Raw genomic sequence first — 18,390 nt, 5'->3', positions numbered from 1 at the left:
CTATAATGGATAAGATATAGGCAACTATGTTATAATTTTTTAAAATATAAGAATTTATAAAGTTCCTTCTATAAATGAGCTTATATTTCACCACGAAACGAAGTTTTGCCCGTCAAAGGACGGCAAAGCCGTTTACGCTTGATGATATATTGAAATATAATGGGTTCGCTATGTCAGACAGGAACTGCTCTGTCTTGCAGTGGCAACGTTTACGCTTAAGGCTTAAAAGGGGATGTGTAATAGACAATGTCAAAGGAGACCCAAAATCCTGATGTGATGGCGCCGGCCAAGACAGAGAAGGATTATTCCAAATATTTCGATTTCTCAAACGCTAAAGTGCTGAGCGAGGATGAGAACGGCAAGCGCGTACGCATTAACGGCAGAGAGATTCAAATCAAGTCCCAGCCGGATTACAAGGAAGGCAAACGCCGCGGTAAAGAGGAGATTCAGGTCCATTCCGATTTTTCCATTCCGGAAGATATGAAAACCTTCGGTGTCGGCAAGTATTATACGATCTATACCTACGGCTGCCAGATGAATGAGCATGACACGGAGGTCATGCGCGGCATGTTCGAACAGATGGGGTATACGGCAACCGAGGACCGGACAAAGTCTGATGTAATTCTGCTTAATACCTGTGCAATCCGGGAAAATGCCGAGGACAAAGTATTCGGGGAACTGGGCCATTTAAAGACGCTCAAGACCGAGAAGCCGGGGCTATTGCTTGGGGTATGCGGTTGTATGTCCCAGGAGGAGTCCGTTGTAAATCGCATTTTGAATAAGCATGGCTTTGTTGACATGATCTTTGGAACTCACAATATCCACCGTCTGCCGCATCTGCTGAAGGAAGCGGTGTTTGGCAGGGAGATGGTTGTTGAGGTCTGGTCCAAGGAAGGCGACATTATCGAGAACCTGCCGAAGAAACGGGAAGGCTTGCGCGCATGGGTCAACATTATGTACGGCTGCGACAAGTTCTGCACCTATTGCATTGTTCCGTATACACGGGGCAAGGAGCGCAGCCGTAGACCGGAGGATGTCATTGCCGAGGTCCGAGAGCTGGCGCGCCAAGGCTTCCAGGAAATCACGCTGCTTGGGCAAAATGTGAACGCCTACGGCAAAGACTTCGAGGATATCGAGTACCGTTTCGGGGATCTGATGCATGACATCTCGAAAATTGATATTCCACGGGTCCGCTTTACGACGTCGCATCCGCGTGATTTTGATGACCATCTGATTCAGGTGCTCGCAGGCCGTGGCAATCTCGTCGAGCATATCCACCTTCCGGTGCAGTCGGGCAGCACGGAGGTGCTCAAGAAGATGAGCCGCAAATACAGCCGTGAGCAGTTCCTCGAGCTGGTGCGGAAAATCAAACAGGCGATTCCTGATGTCGTGTTGACCACCGACATGATTGTCGGTTTCCCAGGTGAGACGGATGAACAATTTGAGGACACGCTGTCTCTTGTGCGCGAAGTCGGTTTCCATTCCGGGTTTACGTTTATTTACTCGCCGCGTGCAGGCACGCCGGCTGCCGTAATGGAGGACAATGTGCCTGCCGAGGTCAAGAAGGAGCGCTTGCAGCGATTGAATGATCTGCTGGGGGATGTCGCCAAGAAGGCCAACGATCAAATGAAGGATCAAATTGTTGAAGTGCTGGTTGAGGGCGAGAGCAAAACCCGCTCCGATGTGCTTTCCGGCCGCACACGCACGAATAAGTTGATCCTCTTTGAAGGTCCGAAATCGCTAATCGGGAAAATGGTCAATGTGAAGATTACCGGACCACAGACCTGGCTATTGAAAGCAGAACTTGTGAATGAAGAGAATGTCAAAGCGGTATAGTGAGGGAGAAGATACAGATGACAACAAATCAGCAATCGATTCAAGCCGATGGCCATAACCATGCGAATGAACATGATCATGGCCATTCGCATGGCAGTATTTCCGGGTGCGGCGTGCCTACGTTTAATACGCGCGACCTGATTGTAAAAGAGGATATTATGGCCAAAGCAAAGGAATTGGCCCAGATGCTCTTCCAATCGGAGGAAATCCAGCATTATCAGCGAGCTGAAAAGCAAATCCAGGACCATGAACGCGTACAGGGGCTAATTAGCCAGATGAAGAAGAAGCAAAAGGAAATTGTGGCGTTCCAATCGTTCAACAATCCGTCTATGGTAACCAAAATTGAAGGCGAGATTGAAGCGTTGCAAGATGAACTGGACGGTATCCCGATTGTTACCGAGTTCCAGCAAAGCCAGACCGATATTAACTATTTGCTTCAACTGGTCATTTCGGTCATCCGCGATACCGTAGCCGAGAAGATTAATGTAGAAGATGCCGCGGAGAATGAGCCGGAGGAATGCATCGAATAGTAGAATAGAAGAACTTCTTGATATGCGTGTCTTTGGGGAGACTACTGCAAAAGTAGACTTTTGCGGTGCTCTCCTTGGGGAGCGCTTTTTTAGGTTGCCGGGCTCATTACTGGATTACAAAATCAGACAGCTATTTGAATAATTGAAGGTTCTAACGGAAGCGAATCATAATGGCGACGAATGGATCAGGGGGCTGATCGTGAATCTTCTACGCGGGAACAAACGGCATATGATAATTTGTGCAATCCGAATTATGTGTCCTTTTGCCGGTATGAGAAGTATAATGTTGAATAAAAACACTGAATTATGATAAAACTTGTATTTTTGCGAATAAAATAAATATTGAAATAATTTTTTCTTTTATGGTACAATATGTCTAAAGGAACTTTGCTTTGTATGCGAAATTTGTACAGAGTTAAAGCCCGGGAACTGCCACACGCTGTTCATACAGCTAACGCTATGCAATAGCCTTCAACTAATTCCACACACGCTATACCTTTTTCACCTCCTACTTTTCCACCTAGATGAGCCCATTCTTAGAATACCGTCTCCAAGTCAGGCATATGCATATTAATTCAATTAAGGAGTGAGCGCCTACAAGACACCATATAACAATAATGAAAGCGTTTGTATTTTAGTTCTAATAATAACACTTTCTGAATTCAGTACAATTTTCTATCCCAACCAAGGAGCTGAAATGATGGAAAACGTACAATTGTCAATTGAAAACCAAATCAAGAGCATGATCGTTGCAAAGCTGGGTTTGGACATTTCACCTGAAGAAATTCATGATGACGCCCCGCTTTTTGATGTGAATGACAGCGGTGACGGTCTTGATCTCGATTCAGTGGATGCATTGGAACTTGCAGTCGGACTGAAGGAGCTATTCGGAATCAAACCTCAAAGCAGCGAGATGTCGGTGTTTAAAAATGTCCGTTCCATAGCGGATACCATCCGTAGCCAAGTTGGTTCGTAGCCGATGGAGAGACGTCAAGCCGTAGTTACCGGAATAGGAATCCTTGCACCAGGGGGGACAGATCGAGAGGCGTTCTTCCAGTCCATCGTGAACGGTGCAAGCGGACTTCGATCACATGAAAAGCTCAAGAAGCTTGGCGTGCGGAGCGAAGTTGCGGGCAGCGTAGACAAGCCATGCCTGGAGATTGACGAGGATCAACGGATTGTGGAAATGGCTTTTTGCGCCCTGGATGAAGCACTGGGAGATAGCGGACTTACGAGAGCGGATATCGGCAAGCTCGGCGTAAGAGCAGGCTTGTCATTATCCGAGTCGGCCCCAGGCCATATCAAAACCATGCAATACATCCGTAAGCTCGGGGAAGGGAGCGTGGATTCCGACCGATTAATCGGAATTCCATCTTTGCTCTCCAATCTTGTTTCTTACTTGGGCATTAAAGGCCAGGCTTTCACTACGATGTCGGCGTGTGCAGCAGGAACTGCCGGAGCGGGTATTGCGCTCGATTCGATACGTTACGGGAGAACTGACCTTATGGTCGTCGTCGGGGCAGAGCCTCTATCCGACAATTATATCGCGGGATTTCACAGCCTACAATCGATGAGTATTAAAGGTTGCGTACCGTTCGACAAAGACCGGGACGGGATGTCGCTTGGCGAGGGGGTTGCTGTCTTAATCGTAGAAACCCTTGACAGAGCAAGGCAAAGAGGGGCTCACATATATGGCGAATTGCTAGGTTACGGGCTGGGGAATGATGCCCACCATATTACAAGCCCTGATCCAGAAGGAGAAGGGGCTGCCAGGACGATATGGATGGCGCTGGATGACGCAGGGCTGCAGCCCTGCGATATTGATTATGTCAACGCCCACGGCACCGCAACTGAGCTAAATGACCTTATGGAAATGAGCGCGCTAGCCAAAGTTTTCCATACGGAGAAGGAAAGGTCGCAGGTAACGATTTCTTCAACGAAAGCGGTTTCCGGCCATTGTCTAGGCGCCGCTGGAAGCGTGGAGTTGGTAGCGACTTTACTGGCAGTAGATCGTGGCATTGTCCCTCCGACTGCCGGCCTGCAAGAGACGCCGGAACAATTTCAAGGCCTTCATATTCTGAAGGGCTACTCTGAAAAACGGGATATTAAATATGCAATATCCAACTCTTACGCCTTCTTCGGAAATTCGGCTAGCATTGTTGTCGGGAAGGTTTGATTGGAGTACTGCCAAGTGAATGTGTCGGCATGCCAAAGCCTGTGAATATGTTTTGAAACCAGGGAGTTGTCTTGCATGGAATCTATTGAAATCGAGAAAGGTTTGCCTCATCGGCATCCGTTTATTATGGTAGACCGAATACTGGAAGTTGAGTATATGAAACGTTCCAAAGGCTACAAGAATGTCAGCATTAACGAACAATGGGCTGTTGGACATTTTCCGGATGAACCGCTGTACCCGGGGGTTCTGATGATCGAAACGATGGCTCAAGTTGGCGGATTTATATTTTACAAGGCGGGTATCCCGCCTGCAAGCAAGTTCTATTTGGGCGCGGTGAAAAATATTAAATTTATTCATCCGGTCAAGCCTGGGGATACCTTTATGGTAGAGACGGAATTAATCGAATCCCTCCATATATACCATCAAATCAAATGCACGGCCACAGTTGGCGATAAACTCGTCGCAACCGGGGTGCTGACTTTGGTGAATCCAAATCAATTGTGAAAGTTACTATTAACTCTGGGAGAGTCCTATGCATACTATATTTGTTACGGCAGTAGGAGCGATAAGTGTTGCAGGTTCCGGTTCGGAGGAATATTGGAGAGGAATAAACGAGCCTAGCGGAATCCCTCCGAATCAAATCAAGCTGCCGCTTGATATTCCACAGAACATTGACAACAAGTCTGCAAGACGAATGGACCGGTTTTCACGGCTAACCTTGAGCGCATCGAAACAGGTGCTTGACGATGAATTGATTGAGCGGGAGAAGATGGATCGTACCCGTATCGGCACCGTTTTCACGACAGGATACGGTCCGGTCACATCCAACCTTACACTGAGCAATCAAATCGTCTCGGGGGGTGTTGATACCGTCAGTCCGACGGTGTTTGCCAGTACCTTATACAACTCGGGTATTGGGCATACATGCATGAATTTGAAGTTGAAGGGTGCAAGCACCATTCTAATGGGCAGCAATGCGATTGCTTATGCAGCTGATCTGCTCAAAAGCGGCAAAGCGGATGCTGTCCTGTGCGGCGGGGTAGAAGAGTATTGTCCCGAGCTGTACGAAGCATTTCAACAGCAGGACTACGTAACCAAAGACGAGCATTATTTATGCAGACCGCTGGATGAAAACCGAAGTGGGGCGAGAATGACGGAGGGCGTTGCTGCACTTTTGCTCGAGACCGAAAGCGTATTGAGTCGCAGCCCGGAACGCATTTTGTGCGAGGTTGCCGGTTATGCGAGCTTAACGGGCTCAAACAATCCCGGTGCAGAGGTGGGGGATAAAGAAGCATTTGAGCAGGTCATGGGCCTGGCCCTTATGAATGCCTCGCTCTCCCCGGACGATATCGATGGAATATTGATGGCGGCAGGAGGAGGGCAATTGGCCGACAGAGTGGAGGCGCAAGCGATTCACGAGGTATTTGGCCCAAGATCGGCTTCAATTCCTGTCACTTCAATTAAAGGGGCGGTCGGAGAAGTGCTGGGCGCGTCCTTTTCATTGAACGTAGCTGCGGGCGCATTGGCCATTACGAAAGGCTGCTTGCCTTTAACAGCAGGCTGTATCACTCCGGATCCGGCCTTGGAACTGGAGATTGTGCATCAGCAGCCACGCCCTGGCTGTTACCGTTACCTGCTGGTGAACGGGCATGATGTCAGCGGATGTTTGCATAGTGTCGTACTCGCCAGCTATGCAGGGGTGAACCATTGAGGTTCGACGGCCAAGTCGTTTTTGTTACCGGAGGGGCGCGAGGTATTGGGAATGCTATCGTACGGCGGTTTGCAGATGAAGGGGCAGTAGTTTTGTTTACATATAAAAGCAACGAGTCTGCGGCTTTACGACTGGAAGCTGAACTCCTCGCTCAAGGGAAAAGGGCGAAGGCTGTCGCGCTGGATGTATGCAGCCATGTCCAAACGCTTGCTGCAATCGATGCTGCTGCCCGGGAGTTTGGTCCAATCGATGTACTGATCAACAATGCAGGTGTGACCGAAGACGGCTTCCTGATGTTCATGGAAGAGCCTTCCTGGGACAAGGTAATCGATACTAACTTAAAAGGCGCTTACAACTGCTGCAAGGCGGTACTGCCTTCGATGATCAGCAAGAGAAGAGGAGTCATTATTAATATTTCCTCCATATCTGCACTCGCAGGCGCTTTGGGCCAAACGAATTATTGTGCTTCCAAGGCTGGACTTATTGGCCTGACCCGCGCGCTGTCCAGAGAAGTTGCGGGCAAAAATATCCGGGTAAACGCTATCGCGCCAGGCTATATTGTCACGGATATGCTGGAGAAGGTGCCTGAGCGCGTTCGGCAGCAATTTGTCGAGAAAATTTCCTGCGGCCGGCTGGGAGAGACGGATGAAGTAGCCAAGGTAGTCATTTTTCTTGCCTCTAGCGATGCAAGCTATATCTATGGACAAACGATTATTGTTGATGGCGGTATCATTTAAAATAAGGAGGCTCAATAATGAGCGAGCAAGTACAAACGATTGATTTTGATGTGAGATTTGACGAAGTGTTACAGAAAAATTTGGAGCAGTCTGTCGACGAGGAACTGCTTAAATCTGATCTGGAATCCGCAGGACTTAATTCGATTTCCTTCGTGAAATTGATTGTAGCGCTGGAACATGAATTTGATGTTGAATTTGAAGATGAGGTATTAATACCAGATAACTTTTCTACCTTAGAGCAGTTTAAAGAAAGCGTGAAAAGATTTATTGAGCAGCGGAGCGCTTGAACCTCTTTACTCGCATCTCATCAAAGTATAGCTAACTCAGAATAAAGAGGAGGGTTATTATGCAAGCTGCAACCCGTCATTCAGCCTTCTCTTCCATCAGCAGGCTGCTTGTATTTCTTAGTCCCTATCGGTTTTGGCTGTCGGTTAAGCTTCTTAGCACACTGGTCTTGGCTGCCAATGACATCTTGCTCGTATACATTATCAACCTGTTATTCTCGTCCACTTTGTCCGGTGATAAAGCGGGCCTGACGCAAGCGGTATATTTGATCCTCGCGTTCATTTTAATCGGCGTCGTGGTCAATTTCTTCAACGTTTATTCTTCAGGGCGGTACAGTGCCGCAGTAACGCGGGATATTAAAAATACCGTAGGCGAGCATATTAACAAGCTGCCAATCTCGTATATGGATTCGCGCCATTCCGGTGATTTCAGCTCCAGAATGACAAATAGCATGAATGAAATCGAAGGATTTATCAACAACGATTTCGCCGCGCTTATTTTTCATATCTTCCGTGTAACGGTCTGTATTGTGTTCATGTTCTACATGAATTGGCAGCTTACCTTATTCGGCTTCGGCGTGGTGCTGCTCATGACTTTCCTGAGCGGAGCGATCAGTCGTCCGTTAAGCAAGTATGCGGCTGATGTGCAGCAGGAAATGGCGCGGATGAATACGGTCGTTCAAGATACGATCGGCGGTATCCATATCATCAAGTCTTACAATTTGGTAGAGATCATGTATAAGAAGTTCCAAGACTTGCTGGGCAAGCTGATGGTGAACTTTCTGCGGATTGAGAAACGCATTGCGGCAATTGGCTCAGTGAGCATATTTGTCCGGACAGCTCCCCTGGTAGGCTTCTTTCTTTTCGGTGGTTACCTGGTAAGTCAAGGACAACTGGAGATCGGCGCCCTGCTGGCATTTGTCCAGTTCATTAATTATCTGGTTCAGGGCATGGGAGAAATCCCGAACCAGATTAGCCGTTTCAAAATAGCAGCCGGCATATCAGATTATCTCTTTGAATTGCTGGATCAGAAGACCGAACGGACGGAAGGGAAGCAGCCGCAGAACCTTTCGACAGAGGCTCCTACGATTGAATTCCAGGACGTCAGCTTCTCCTACGATGGCAAATCACAGATTCTGGATGAGGTCAGCTTCTCGCTGGAGCAAGGGAAAACAATCGCCTTGGTTGGGCCAAGCGGCTCGGGCAAATCAACCGTCTTTAAGCTTATTACAGGCTTTTACGATTACCAGGGCGGTTGTATCAATCTGTACGGCGAGCCGCTGACAGAATGGAAGCTTTCGGCTGCACGCACGTTAATTTCGCATGTTTCGCAGGATACTTTCCTTTTCCCCGGCTCCATCGCCGAGAATATTGCTTGCACGGAAGACGGTTACAAGATGGAGGATGTGGAACGGGCTGCAAAAATGGCTAACATTCACGAATTTATCCGTGTGCTTCCAGAGGGCTACCAGACACTTGTCGGAGAACGCGGCGTGAAGCTGTCGGGAGGCCAAAAACAACGCCTTGCGATTGCCCGGGCAATTATGAAGGATGCCCCCATCTTGCTGCTGGATGAGGCAACCTCGGCGCTCGATACGGAGTCCGAAAAGCTTGTTCAGGAAGCGATTAACCGCATGACGCGAAACAGAACGGTTCTTGTGGTCGCGCATCGTCTATCGACAGTCATGAATGCTGACCGCATTCTGGTGCTGAATAATGGATACATTGCGGAGAGCGGCACGCATGCCGAATTGATTGCACAGAACGGCATCTATCGTCGCTTGTATCACAATCAGGCGGGCTCGCACGCAGAACAGCCCGGACAGATTGCTCAAGAGGGGGCATAAGCGGTGATCCAACAAATTGTAAAACTTGCCCGCGCGCTGGACCGGCACAAGACATCGTATTTTCTCGGTCTGGTGACCTATAGCATCTTGAGCTCCAGCGTATCCATTATTACAGCACTGATGATTTCGACGATTCTGAATGCATTGGATGGTAAGGACATGAACACCGTTATCCTGCTTTGCTTGCAGTTCATGCTTATCATTATTGCCTTATGTACGATTACGCCAATTACCCAGTATTGGTACGGCAAATCGGTGAAGACGGTCATGAACAGTATACGGCTGCGGGTATTCCGCCATATGGAGAAGCTGCCGGTGACCTATTACGAGAACAACCATAGCGGGGATAGCCTGTCCCGCATTACGAACGATCTTCAGACGATGGAGAACGCCTATGCTGGTGAAGCGCAGACGCTCGTTTCCTTGCTGGCGAACGGCACCATCTCGGCTATCATTATGTTCTACCTGGACTGGAGATTTGCCATCGCGATGATTGCGCTCGGATTTGCGTCCACCTATGTCAATACACGATACGCCAAACCGATGCGGAAGATCAGTGCTGAAATTCAAGAGAAATCCAGCGTTCAACTGGAGAGACTGTCCAATCTTGTCGCCGGCACACAGGTCAGCAGAACCTTTCAGATGGTGGATGGAATGAACGGTAAATATCAGGAGACGACGGGTATGCTTGCCCAGCTTTCCATGTTGCGGGCGAAGAAGAACGCCTATCTGACGGGTACCAACTACTTGCTCCTGTGGATCAACAATGGCGGTGCCTTCATTATCGGAGCTTTTATGATGTTTAACGGTCAAATCTCCATTGGCAGCTTGCTTGGAGTAATCTTGTTGCTGGAAAATGTCACGAATTTATTCCGGAATTTGGGCATGTTCTGGTCGAATGTACAAACTGCGCTTGCCGGAGCTGACCGCGTATTTGAACTGCTTGCTCACGATCCGGAGTCAGACCGCTACCCTGCAAATGTCAGGGAAGAGGCAGCCAGCAGCGCAACTAAAGATAGTATGATTGAGCTAAGAGACGTGTCGTTTGCTTACCAGCAGGGTAAAAATACGCTCGACCGGGTGAATCTTCTCGTAGGAAGAGGGCAGGTTGTTGCGCTTGTCGGCCCTAGCGGCGGCGGCAAAAGCACGATTATGAAGCTGCTGCTTGGCTTCTACCCCTTTGCAGCCGGGGACATCCGCGTGGAGGGCCGAAGCTTTGCCGACTATACCCTTGAGGAGCTTCGCGAAAAAATGGCGTATGTGTCTCAGGAGCCTTATTTATTCGATGGGACAATTGAGAGCAACATCCGGTACGGAAAAATGGACGCTACCGATGAAGAAGTAATGGAAGCGGCGCGTGCTGCGTATGCCCATGATTTTATTATGGAGCAGCCGGAAGGCTATGAGACATTGGTAGGCGAACGGGGAGTAAGATTGTCGGGCGGGCAGAAGCAGCGAATTGCGATTGCCAGGGCCATATTGAAGAACGCGCCGATTCTGCTGCTCGACGAGGCAACATCAGCGCTGGATACCGATTCCGAGATTGCGGTTCAGCGGGGGATTGAGCGGCTGATGGAAGGGAAGACAACTATCGCAATTGCGCACCGCCTGTCCACAATTGAAAAAGCAGACCTGATCGTAGTTATTGACCGCGGAACGATTGTGGAGCAGGGCAAGCATGAGGAACTGTTGGCAGCAGGGAAAGTCTATAGCGGTCTGCATCAAATTCAGAAGCAAGCCTTGGACGAGCTTATTCAAGGCACAGCATGAGGTGCATGAGAGCTTGAGATACAAAATTTATGAAAAAGGCAGGTGTGCATATGAAGATTCTTGGAATTAGCGGAGGTTTGGAATTGCCGCATGAAGAAGGATTCACCTCCCTCAATCTTAAAACAGATACGATTCATGATTCCGCGGCAGTATTAATTGTGGATGGCCAGGTAGTTGCAGCCTATGAGGAGGAGCGGCTCAATCGGATTAAGCATTCGGGGAAGTTCCCTGTTCAAGCCATACGCAGATGCCTGGAAATCGGGGGAATCCGCTTGGATGAAGTGGATCGAATTATTTTTTACTGTGCTGAAAGCCATTTGAAATTCGAAACGATTGGCCATCGCCAGCGTTATCGAGACTATCCCTACACCGATCCCAAGGCATTTCTGGCCGAACTGCTGGGGCGTTACTTCCAAGTAGGTTTAAGTAAAGACCAAGTGGTGTTGGAAGATCATCATCACTGCCACGCGGCAAGCGCTTATTACATGTCCGGCTTTGATGAAGCGCTTATCGTGACAATTGACGGAGCTTCTCCGGAAGGCAATGCAGGCCTCATCCTTAGCGCGAAGGGGGGTTCGTTGAAGTCGCTGGGCAGCATATCCAATGGTGATAGCGTGGGCTCCTTTTACGATGTAGTAATCGAATTTCTGGGCTACACTACGCATGATGAATACAAGGTCATGGGGCTTGCTCCATATGGAAATCCCGCAACTTTCAGAAGGCTGTTCAAGAAAGCGTTCACCCTGCTGCCGGAAGGGAAGTATCGGCTTAATCAAGGCTGGTACTACGTACTGATGGAGTCCTTCGAGCCACGGCTCAAAGGTGAGCCGTTCACACAGGAGCACAAGGATATTGCGGCTGCCCTTCAGGAAACGCTTGAAATCGTCGTGATGCATATTCTTGAACACTATCAACAGGCTACGGGGCACAAAAAGCTTTGCATGGCAGGCGGCGTTGCGCACAATTGCACGATGAACGGGAAAATTTTATATGCCGGCCTATTTGACGAAGTATTCATTCAGCCTGCTGCCCACGATGCGGGCAATGCGCTGGGAGGAGCCTTGATAGCATCCCGCAAGGTGGCTCCTCAGGTACAGACAGAGACGCTCCGTCATCTGTATTGGGGAACAGCCATTCAGAGCGAAGACGGTGTGCTTCAAACGTTGCAGCAGTGGGAGCGATTCGTTTCCTATCGCAAAACAGATCACGTTGTGGAGGACGCGGCAAAACTGATCGCAGGTGGAGCGGTTATCGGCTGGGTTCAAGGGAGATCGGAGTTCGGCCCAAGAGCGCTCGGCAACCGTAGCATTCTGGCTGATCCGCGTCCGGCTGAAAATAAAAGGATTATTAACTCGATGGTGAAGAAGAGAGAAGGCTATCGGCCTTTTGCTCCTTCCATATTGGAAGAATATGTTGCGGATTATTATGTTTTACCGCAAACGAAAGCTCCGTATTCGTATATGAATTTTGTATTGAAAACGCAAGAGGACAAGCAGGAGCTGCTCGGAGCGGTGACTCATGTTGATGGTACGGCACGGATTCAGACCGTATCACGGGAAACGAATGAGAAATACTGGCGTTTGATTGATGAATTCCGGAAGTTGACGGATGTCCCGGTGCTGCTTAATACCTCCTTCAATAACAATGCCGAGCCAATTGTTGATTCCATAGAGGATGCGATTGTCAGCTTCCTGACGACCAATATTAACACCTTGATCATTGGGGACTACATCATAGATAAGAAGCCGGTCAGTAAAGAGGAGTTCCTTCATTTCGTTCCTAGACGACCGGACAGTTCGGAGCTGAAGATGGCAATCGGCTACACAGCGGAAGGTTATACGCATAAGGCCTACGAGATTCGGCTTCATTTCAGAGATAAATACAAGACGGCTCTATCCGAAGAAGTCTTCAAGTTACTAGAGCAATCCGACGGAAAGAAAACGGTGGCAGAGCTGCTGGAGCTTACAGGCAGCGGCACAAAGGCGGAAGTTGATATTATTGATGAAATCATCGATCTATGGTCTTTGCGTCTAATCAGTTTGAGGCCTTATGAATCTGTTGCAGTGGCTACAGTTTAGAAGAAAAGCAGCAGGCAACTGCAAGGCAGAATGAGAATGCAAAATAAGATGGGAGGATGATTATGCTAGTACTAGGTTTGACGGGTGGTATGGATTTGCCCCACGAGGATTTGAAGGTGTTTGATTTTGGCAGAATTCCGCATGACTCTGCTGCTGTTCTTGTCCAGGATGGCAAAGTGATTGCAGCGGTGGAGGAAGAAAGATTAAATCGGGTTAAACATACGGGCAAAGCGCCGTTGCACTCGATTCGTCTATGCTTGAGCGAGCTGAATCTTACATTTGCGGACATTGATAAAGTTGTGATTACGACGAGAGAGCAGGAGTCCGATATGTACGCCCGGGATGATTTTTTTTACCGGGAGTCGTTGTTCAAAAATGCGAAGGAGATGTTGCTAGACTTTTTCTACAAGATTGACGGAACGAATTACGACCCGAACAATATCGTCTTCGTTGATCATCACATCTGCCATGCAGCCAGCGCGCATTTTATGTCCGGCTTTGACCGAAGTCTGACTGTTACCATTGATGGACAGTCGCAGGAAGGCTACGCCGGTTATATTATCAGCGCTGAAGGAACAAATTTCAAAATTATTGATCGCATCACCAATGATAACAGCCTTGGCTCCTTCTATATTTCTGTCATCCGTATGCTGGGTTATCATCAGCATGATGAATATAAAGTGATGGGTCTCGCGCCATACGGTGATCCTAGCAAATTCAGAAGGATGCTTAAGAAAGCATATGTCCTCCTTCCCGAAGGCAAATTCAAATTAAATTTGGCCTGGTCAACGGCACTTTTTGATTTTATGACGCCGCGTAAGAAGGGCGGTCCGATCACCCAGGAGCATAAGGACGTGGCAGCGGCACTGCAGGAAGCGCTCGAAACGATTGTTATGCATATCCTCACCCACTATCAGCAGGCAACCGGACATACGAAGCTCAGTATGGCAGGGGGCGTGGCGCATAACTGCTCCATGAACGGCAAAGTGTTGTATTCAGGTCTATTTGACGAAGTTTTCGTACAGCCCGCAGCACATGATGCAGGCAATGCGCTTGGCGGCGCTTTATACATTTCCAATAAATTCCAATCTGACGATGCACCAGAAAAGCTGGAGCATCTGTACTGGGGAAGCAGAATTCAAGACAACGACGGCCTGGGTGAACTATTGAAGCGATGGGAGCGATTTGTCGGCTTCCGCAAAGTGGACAATATCGAGGAAGAGACCGCAAAACGCATTGCCGAAGGATCGGTATTCGGCTGGGTGCAAGGTCGTGCGGAATTCGGACCGCGAGCTTTGGGAAATCGCAGTATTCTCGCTGACCCAAGACCTGCTGAGAATAAGAACGTTATTAACCAGATGGTGAAGAAGCGGGAGGGATATCGGCCCTTTGCGCCATCCGTTCTGGAAGAATACGTTGCCGATTACTATGAAATGCCAAGTACAAAAGCACCATACTCTTACATGAATTTTGTACTGAGAACGAAGGAGGACAAGCAACAACTGCTTGGCGCAGTGACACATGTCGATGGCACGGCACGGATTCAAACTGTTTCCAGAGCTACCAATGATAAGTACTGGAGGTTAATTGATGAATTCAGGCAATTGACCGGGGTGCCCATTCTGCTGAACACCTCGTTCAATAATAACGTCGAGCCGATCGTAGACTCAGAGGAAGATGCCATTGTAAGCTTCCTGACGACAAATATTCACTATTTGGCTATAGGAGACTATATGGTGGAAAAGAAGAATGTCGGCACAGACGATTATTTGCATATGGCGCCGACCCGGCTTGTAAACTCCGAATTGAAAAAATCGATTGGATATTCTGCCGATGGGACGAAACATACGTCCCACGAAGTCCGGCTTCATTTTGGAAACAAGTACAAAAAGGTGATCCCGGAGGAAGTATTCCTAATCCTGGAGCATTCGGACGGGGAGAAATCGCTTGGCGAACTGGCGGCTGATCTCGGCTTCTCTGAGCAGTCCAAGGGAGAAATTGTCGATTGTTTTATCGAGTTGTGGTCGCTCCGGCTTGTGAATTTGAAGCCGTCTGAGCGCGTAGCAGCTCTGTCTGCCAGGAGTTGAGGGCTAACGGTGAAGAAGCTGAAGCTGTTTGCCTTTCCTTACGCCGGCGCCTCCTCTATGTACTATTATAAGTGGAAAAAGCATGTAACTGACGAAATCGACTTTGTTCCTGTCGAACTCGCCGGAAGAGGAACACGATCAAGAGATCCCTTGTACCGGACCTTCGATGAAGTAGTCAACGACGTCTACAGGCAAATTGCCCATCTAATCGATGATGGCCCGTATTCCTTCTTCGGCCATAGCATGGGAAGTCTCCTCGCCTTCGAATTGGCGCATAAGCTAAGGGAGAACGGCCGACATGAGCCAAATGCAATGTTCTTGTCCGGACGCTGGGCTCCCCATATCGCAAGAACGGATTTGGTTAATCCCAGTACCCCTGACGAGCAGTTGAAGGAACGGCTGCTTGAGCTTGGCGGGACATCGCCTGAGCTGTTTGAGAACCCGCAACTGGCGGATACGTTTATTCCGATTCTCAAGGCGGATTTCTATGCGATGGAATCCTATGAATATGCCAATGACCGACAGCCCCTGTCAGCAATCTTTAACGTAATGACAGGCGTTCAGGATTGGGATGTCAACAAGCGCGATCTTGCCGAATGGGGCAATCACACGACAGGACCATTCTCGCTTCACAAGTTTAAAGGCGGACATTTCTATTTGAATGACAGCTTCGACACGGTCATTCAGCATATTAATCGCTCATTGCTTAACACGGTGCAATAAGCGGGTTTATCAGGTCTGCATCAAGGAATTATATGACGATTTGGGGTTGAGTCATTGGCTATGAACAAGCATTTGCTTATGCAAGATATTGTCGCAGCGAACCATGAGATCGACGAGCGGGGAATTACGTTTATCGAAGACACGGAACAAGAGGAATTTGTGTCCTACCGACAGCTGTACGCCCGTTCGATCCGTCTTCTGAAAGATTTGCAGGATAGCGGGGTAGAAGCAGGGGATGAGCTGTTGATTCAGATTCAGGATAACCGCCTGTTCCTTGAGATTTTCTGGGCATGTGTACTGGGGCGAATTGTCGCAGTTCCGTTAACGATTGGAAGCAATGAGGAAACCAGACTGAAGGTATGCAAAGTGTGGGGAAAATTAACTCGTCCCCATCTGATTGGAAATGAATCCGTCATAAGCGGCTTGACGCAATTTGCAGCTGAGCAATCGGAATGGAATGAGCACGTAGATGCCATGCAGGGCAGCTTTATAGACAGCGATTTGTTAAAGGGACTGGCTACTGGTGAAGTCCAGCCGGCCCAGCCGGATGACATAGCTTTCATCCAGTTTTCCTCCGGCTCGACAGGGGATCCCAAGGGCGTTATTTTAACCCATAGCAATGTCATGTCCAACGTGGCCGCAATGAAGAAAATTTGGGGAATCAAGGCCAGCGAGCGCGTGTTAAGCTGGATGCCACTGACGCATGATATGGGCTTGATTGCGATGCATCTATTGCACGCTTTCACTCAATCCTCGCAGTTCATTATGCGGACCAAGCTGTTTATCCTGAACCCGATTTTGTGGATTGAGAAGACGAATCAATACAGGATCAACAGATTGTACAGTCCGAATTTTGGCTACAAGTATTTCCTCGCTTTCTATGAACAGGAGCATGATTACGGCTGGGATTTATCGTGCCTGACCTGCCTGTGCAACGGCGCAGAGCCGATATCAACGGAAATCAGTGAGCGTTTTATGGAACAACTGGTCTCGTATAATCTGTCGCAGACGGCCATGCGACCAGCCTATGGGCTTGCGGAGGGTACCGTCGGCGTCAGCTTCACCTCGCTTGGCGAGCCGCTTAAGTATGCTTCGTTGGATCGGAGATTTCTCCAGGTCGGGCAAGCTGCACGCTTGCTTGAACGCGGGGACCCCAACAGCCTGCTGTATGTGGATGTAGGCTATCCGCTGGACAGCTGTGAGGTTCGTATTGCCGATGCAACGGACACTGCGCTGCCGATGTCCACCATTGGTTACATACAAATCAAAGGGCCGAGTGTCACCTGTGGCTACTATAACGATTCTAAGGAAGCGCGGAATGCTGAAGGATGGCTCAATACCACAGACATTGGTTTTGTCCAGGACGGGCGTCTTGTTGTTGTCGGGAGGGCGAAGGACATTTTGTTTGTGAACGGTCAAAATGTATTTGCTCACGATATTGAGCGCGTCGCAGAGGAAGTCGACGGAGTTGAGCTATGGAATGTCGCAGCTTGCGGATCGGCAGGGTTGTCGGCAGGTATGGAGAAGATATTGCTGTTCCTGTTGTTCAGGCGCCGAAATCTTGAGGCGTTTGCAACGCTCTCCAATCGGGTCAAACAGCATATTCACCGGAAGATGGGTATTTTTATCGATCATGTAATTCCGGTGAAATCGATTCCAAAAACAACGAGCGGGAAAATTCAGCGGTATAAGCTGGGCGAGCAGTACGCCACCGGGATGTTCGATGACGTAATTCATGAACTGGAGAGCATCAAGGATATACAGGCGGCAGGCGAAAGTACAGAGGAGATGCTGCTCCGGCTGTGCCAGGACTTGTTGGGGCGTCAGTTGGAAATTCATGATCATTTTAATGAGAGCGGGGGCAATTCCCTCGTCCTTACCCAGTTGTCGGATGAACTGGAGAAATGGCATGGCATTCAGGTATCTGTTCCGGATTTGTATAAGTATCCAACGATCGCCAAGCTGACAGGGTTTATTGACCGAGGCGGCAGTTTGATCCTGCCGGGTGTCAGGATGGAAGAGACCTATTTTAACCGGAATGGGGGTCCTCCAGTTTCAGCATTTGAGGCTATGCTCGACCCGGATACATTCAGAAGGCTGCAAGAGATTGCCGACGATGCACAGACAGATTCCAAACTTGTCCTGTTGTCCGGCTTGCTCTTTTTACTGAAACTCGCATCCGGCGAAAATACGGTAACCGTCCAGGTTGCTGCAGAGGATTATGAATTTATCTCATTGACGGTGGATTTTGCTGAGGTGGATACGGTCGACACGCTGCTAGAGCTAGTGTCCGCGAAGCTCGGACCTGATTCGGAGCGACATGCCTATTCGGCCAATGACCTCGATCGTATCCAGCAGCATGATGAACTGCGAATTTTACCGCTCTTCGTGATCAATCCCGATGCAAAGCCGGTCCATGTTCAGTGGAATGAAGGGTTCGACATTGTTATCGAGCCTGTGGAGTATGACAACCAAATTGAGGTGCTGTGCTCTTTAAACTGCCACAGGCTAAAAGAGGCCAAAATAAAGGAGCTTTTTACCCAGTATATGATGCTTCTTTCGGACATCGTAAAAAACAGCGACAAGGTTTCGGTCTAACGGAAGAACGGGG

General features: G+C 48.8%; 14 protein-coding genes. All 14 read left to right on the top strand.

Annotation, left to right across the window (positions count from 1 at the left end):
* Window positions 1-246 precede the first annotated feature (246 nt).
* The 14 genes from miaB (at window position 247) to JFN88_RS23060 (ending at window position 18,377) form a co-directional block, all read left to right on the top strand.
* Window positions 247-1,836 (top strand): tRNA (N6-isopentenyl adenosine(37)-C2)-methylthiotransferase MiaB, encoded by a 1,590-nt coding sequence (miaB, locus tag JFN88_RS23125; protein ID WP_233168349.1) that lies wholly within the window; start codon window positions 247-249, stop codon window positions 1,834-1,836.
* Window positions 1,837-1,853: 17 nt separating this feature from the next.
* Window positions 1,854-2,366: a YlbF/YmcA family competence regulator gene (locus JFN88_RS23120; RefSeq protein ID WP_199021715.1), complete on the top strand. Its 513-nt coding sequence runs from the start codon at window positions 1,854-1,856 to the stop codon at window positions 2,364-2,366.
* Between the two features lie 697 nt (window positions 2,367-3,063).
* Window positions 3,064-3,342, top strand: coding sequence for an acyl carrier protein (locus JFN88_RS23115; RefSeq protein ID WP_199021714.1), 279 nt, complete (start codon window positions 3,064-3,066; stop codon window positions 3,340-3,342).
* Between the two features lie 3 nt (window positions 3,343-3,345).
* Window positions 3,346-4,542, top strand: coding sequence for a beta-ketoacyl-[acyl-carrier-protein] synthase family protein (locus JFN88_RS23110; protein WP_199021713.1), 1,197 nt, complete (start codon window positions 3,346-3,348; stop codon window positions 4,540-4,542).
* 75 nt (window positions 4,543-4,617) lie between these two features.
* Window positions 4,618-5,046 (top strand): 3-hydroxyacyl-ACP dehydratase FabZ, encoded by a 429-nt coding sequence (gene fabZ, locus JFN88_RS23105; RefSeq protein WP_199021712.1) that lies wholly within the window; start codon window positions 4,618-4,620, stop codon window positions 5,044-5,046.
* A 28-nt stretch (window positions 5,047-5,074) separates the two neighbouring features.
* A complete protein-coding gene (locus JFN88_RS23100) occupies window positions 5,075-6,253 on the top strand; it encodes a beta-ketoacyl synthase N-terminal-like domain-containing protein (protein ID WP_199021711.1) in 1,179 nt (392 codons plus the stop codon).
* Entirely contained in the window at window positions 6,250-6,990 is a 741-nt protein-coding gene (gene fabG, locus JFN88_RS23095; protein WP_199021710.1) for a 3-oxoacyl-[acyl-carrier-protein] reductase, read from the top strand. Before JFN88_RS23100 ends, fabG begins: the two co-directional genes overlap by 4 nt.
* Window positions 6,991-7,007: 17 nt before the next feature.
* Window positions 7,008-7,277, top strand: coding sequence for a phosphopantetheine-binding protein (locus tag JFN88_RS23090; protein ID WP_199021709.1), 270 nt, complete (start codon window positions 7,008-7,010; stop codon window positions 7,275-7,277).
* A 59-nt stretch (window positions 7,278-7,336) separates the two neighbouring features.
* Complete coding sequence (locus JFN88_RS23085; protein WP_199021708.1) at window positions 7,337-9,121, top strand: ABC transporter ATP-binding protein; 1,785 nt, start codon at window positions 7,337-7,339, stop codon at window positions 9,119-9,121.
* A gap of 3 nt (window positions 9,122-9,124) precedes the next feature.
* Window positions 9,125-10,891, top strand: a complete 1,767-nt coding sequence (locus JFN88_RS23080) for an ABC transporter ATP-binding protein (protein ID WP_199021707.1) — start codon at window positions 9,125-9,127, stop codon at window positions 10,889-10,891.
* Between the two features lie 50 nt (window positions 10,892-10,941).
* Window positions 10,942-12,969 carry a carbamoyltransferase family protein gene (locus tag JFN88_RS23075; RefSeq protein ID WP_199021706.1) on the top strand — a complete coding sequence of 676 codons (2,028 nt, stop codon included), beginning with the start codon at window positions 10,942-10,944 and terminating at the stop codon, window positions 12,967-12,969.
* Window positions 12,970-13,031: 62 nt separating this feature from the next.
* A complete protein-coding gene (locus tag JFN88_RS23070; RefSeq protein ID WP_199021705.1) occupies window positions 13,032-15,056 on the top strand; it encodes a carbamoyltransferase family protein in 2,025 nt (674 codons plus the stop codon).
* Window positions 15,057-15,065: 9 nt separating this feature from the next.
* Complete coding sequence (locus tag JFN88_RS23065) at window positions 15,066-15,779, top strand: thioesterase II family protein (protein WP_199021704.1); 714 nt, start codon at window positions 15,066-15,068, stop codon at window positions 15,777-15,779.
* A 60-nt stretch (window positions 15,780-15,839) separates the two neighbouring features.
* Window positions 15,840-18,377: a non-ribosomal peptide synthetase gene (locus tag JFN88_RS23060; RefSeq protein WP_199021703.1), complete on the top strand. Its 2,538-nt coding sequence runs from the start codon at window positions 15,840-15,842 to the stop codon at window positions 18,375-18,377.
* The last annotated feature ends 13 nt before the right edge of the window (window positions 18,378-18,390 follow it).

It is taken from the genome of Paenibacillus roseus (genome assembly GCF_016424485.1).
GTDB lineage: Bacteria > Bacillota > Bacilli > Paenibacillales > Paenibacillaceae > Paenibacillus_D > Paenibacillus_D roseus.
Note: the sequence above shows the minus strand (reverse complement) of the source record. Positions and strands in the feature narration are given on the sequence as shown.

What these genes read in the sequence shown, in the direction of transcription:
- miaB (WP_233168349.1), top strand. Translation starts at nt 247, where the DNA reads ATGTCAAAGGAGACCCAAAATCCTGATGTGATGGCGCCGGCCAAGACA.
- JFN88_RS23120 (WP_199021715.1), top strand. Translation starts at nt 1,854, where the DNA reads ATGACAACAAATCAGCAATCGATTCAAGCCGATGGCCATAACCATGCG.
- JFN88_RS23115 (WP_199021714.1), top strand. Translation starts at nt 3,064, where the DNA reads ATGATGGAAAACGTACAATTGTCAATTGAAAACCAAATCAAGAGCATG.
- JFN88_RS23110 (WP_199021713.1), top strand. Translation starts at nt 3,346, where the DNA reads ATGGAGAGACGTCAAGCCGTAGTTACCGGAATAGGAATCCTTGCACCA.
- fabZ (WP_199021712.1), top strand. Translation starts at nt 4,618, where the DNA reads ATGGAATCTATTGAAATCGAGAAAGGTTTGCCTCATCGGCATCCGTTT.
- JFN88_RS23100 (WP_199021711.1), top strand. Translation starts at nt 5,075, where the DNA reads ATGCATACTATATTTGTTACGGCAGTAGGAGCGATAAGTGTTGCAGGT.
- JFN88_RS23090 (WP_199021709.1), top strand. Translation starts at nt 7,008, where the DNA reads ATGAGCGAGCAAGTACAAACGATTGATTTTGATGTGAGATTTGACGAA.
- JFN88_RS23085 (WP_199021708.1), top strand. Translation starts at nt 7,337, where the DNA reads ATGCAAGCTGCAACCCGTCATTCAGCCTTCTCTTCCATCAGCAGGCTG.
- JFN88_RS23075 (WP_199021706.1), top strand. Translation starts at nt 10,942, where the DNA reads ATGAAGATTCTTGGAATTAGCGGAGGTTTGGAATTGCCGCATGAAGAA.
- JFN88_RS23070 (WP_199021705.1), top strand. Translation starts at nt 13,032, where the DNA reads ATGCTAGTACTAGGTTTGACGGGTGGTATGGATTTGCCCCACGAGGAT.
- JFN88_RS23060 (WP_199021703.1), top strand. Translation starts at nt 15,840, where the DNA reads ATGAACAAGCATTTGCTTATGCAAGATATTGTCGCAGCGAACCATGAG.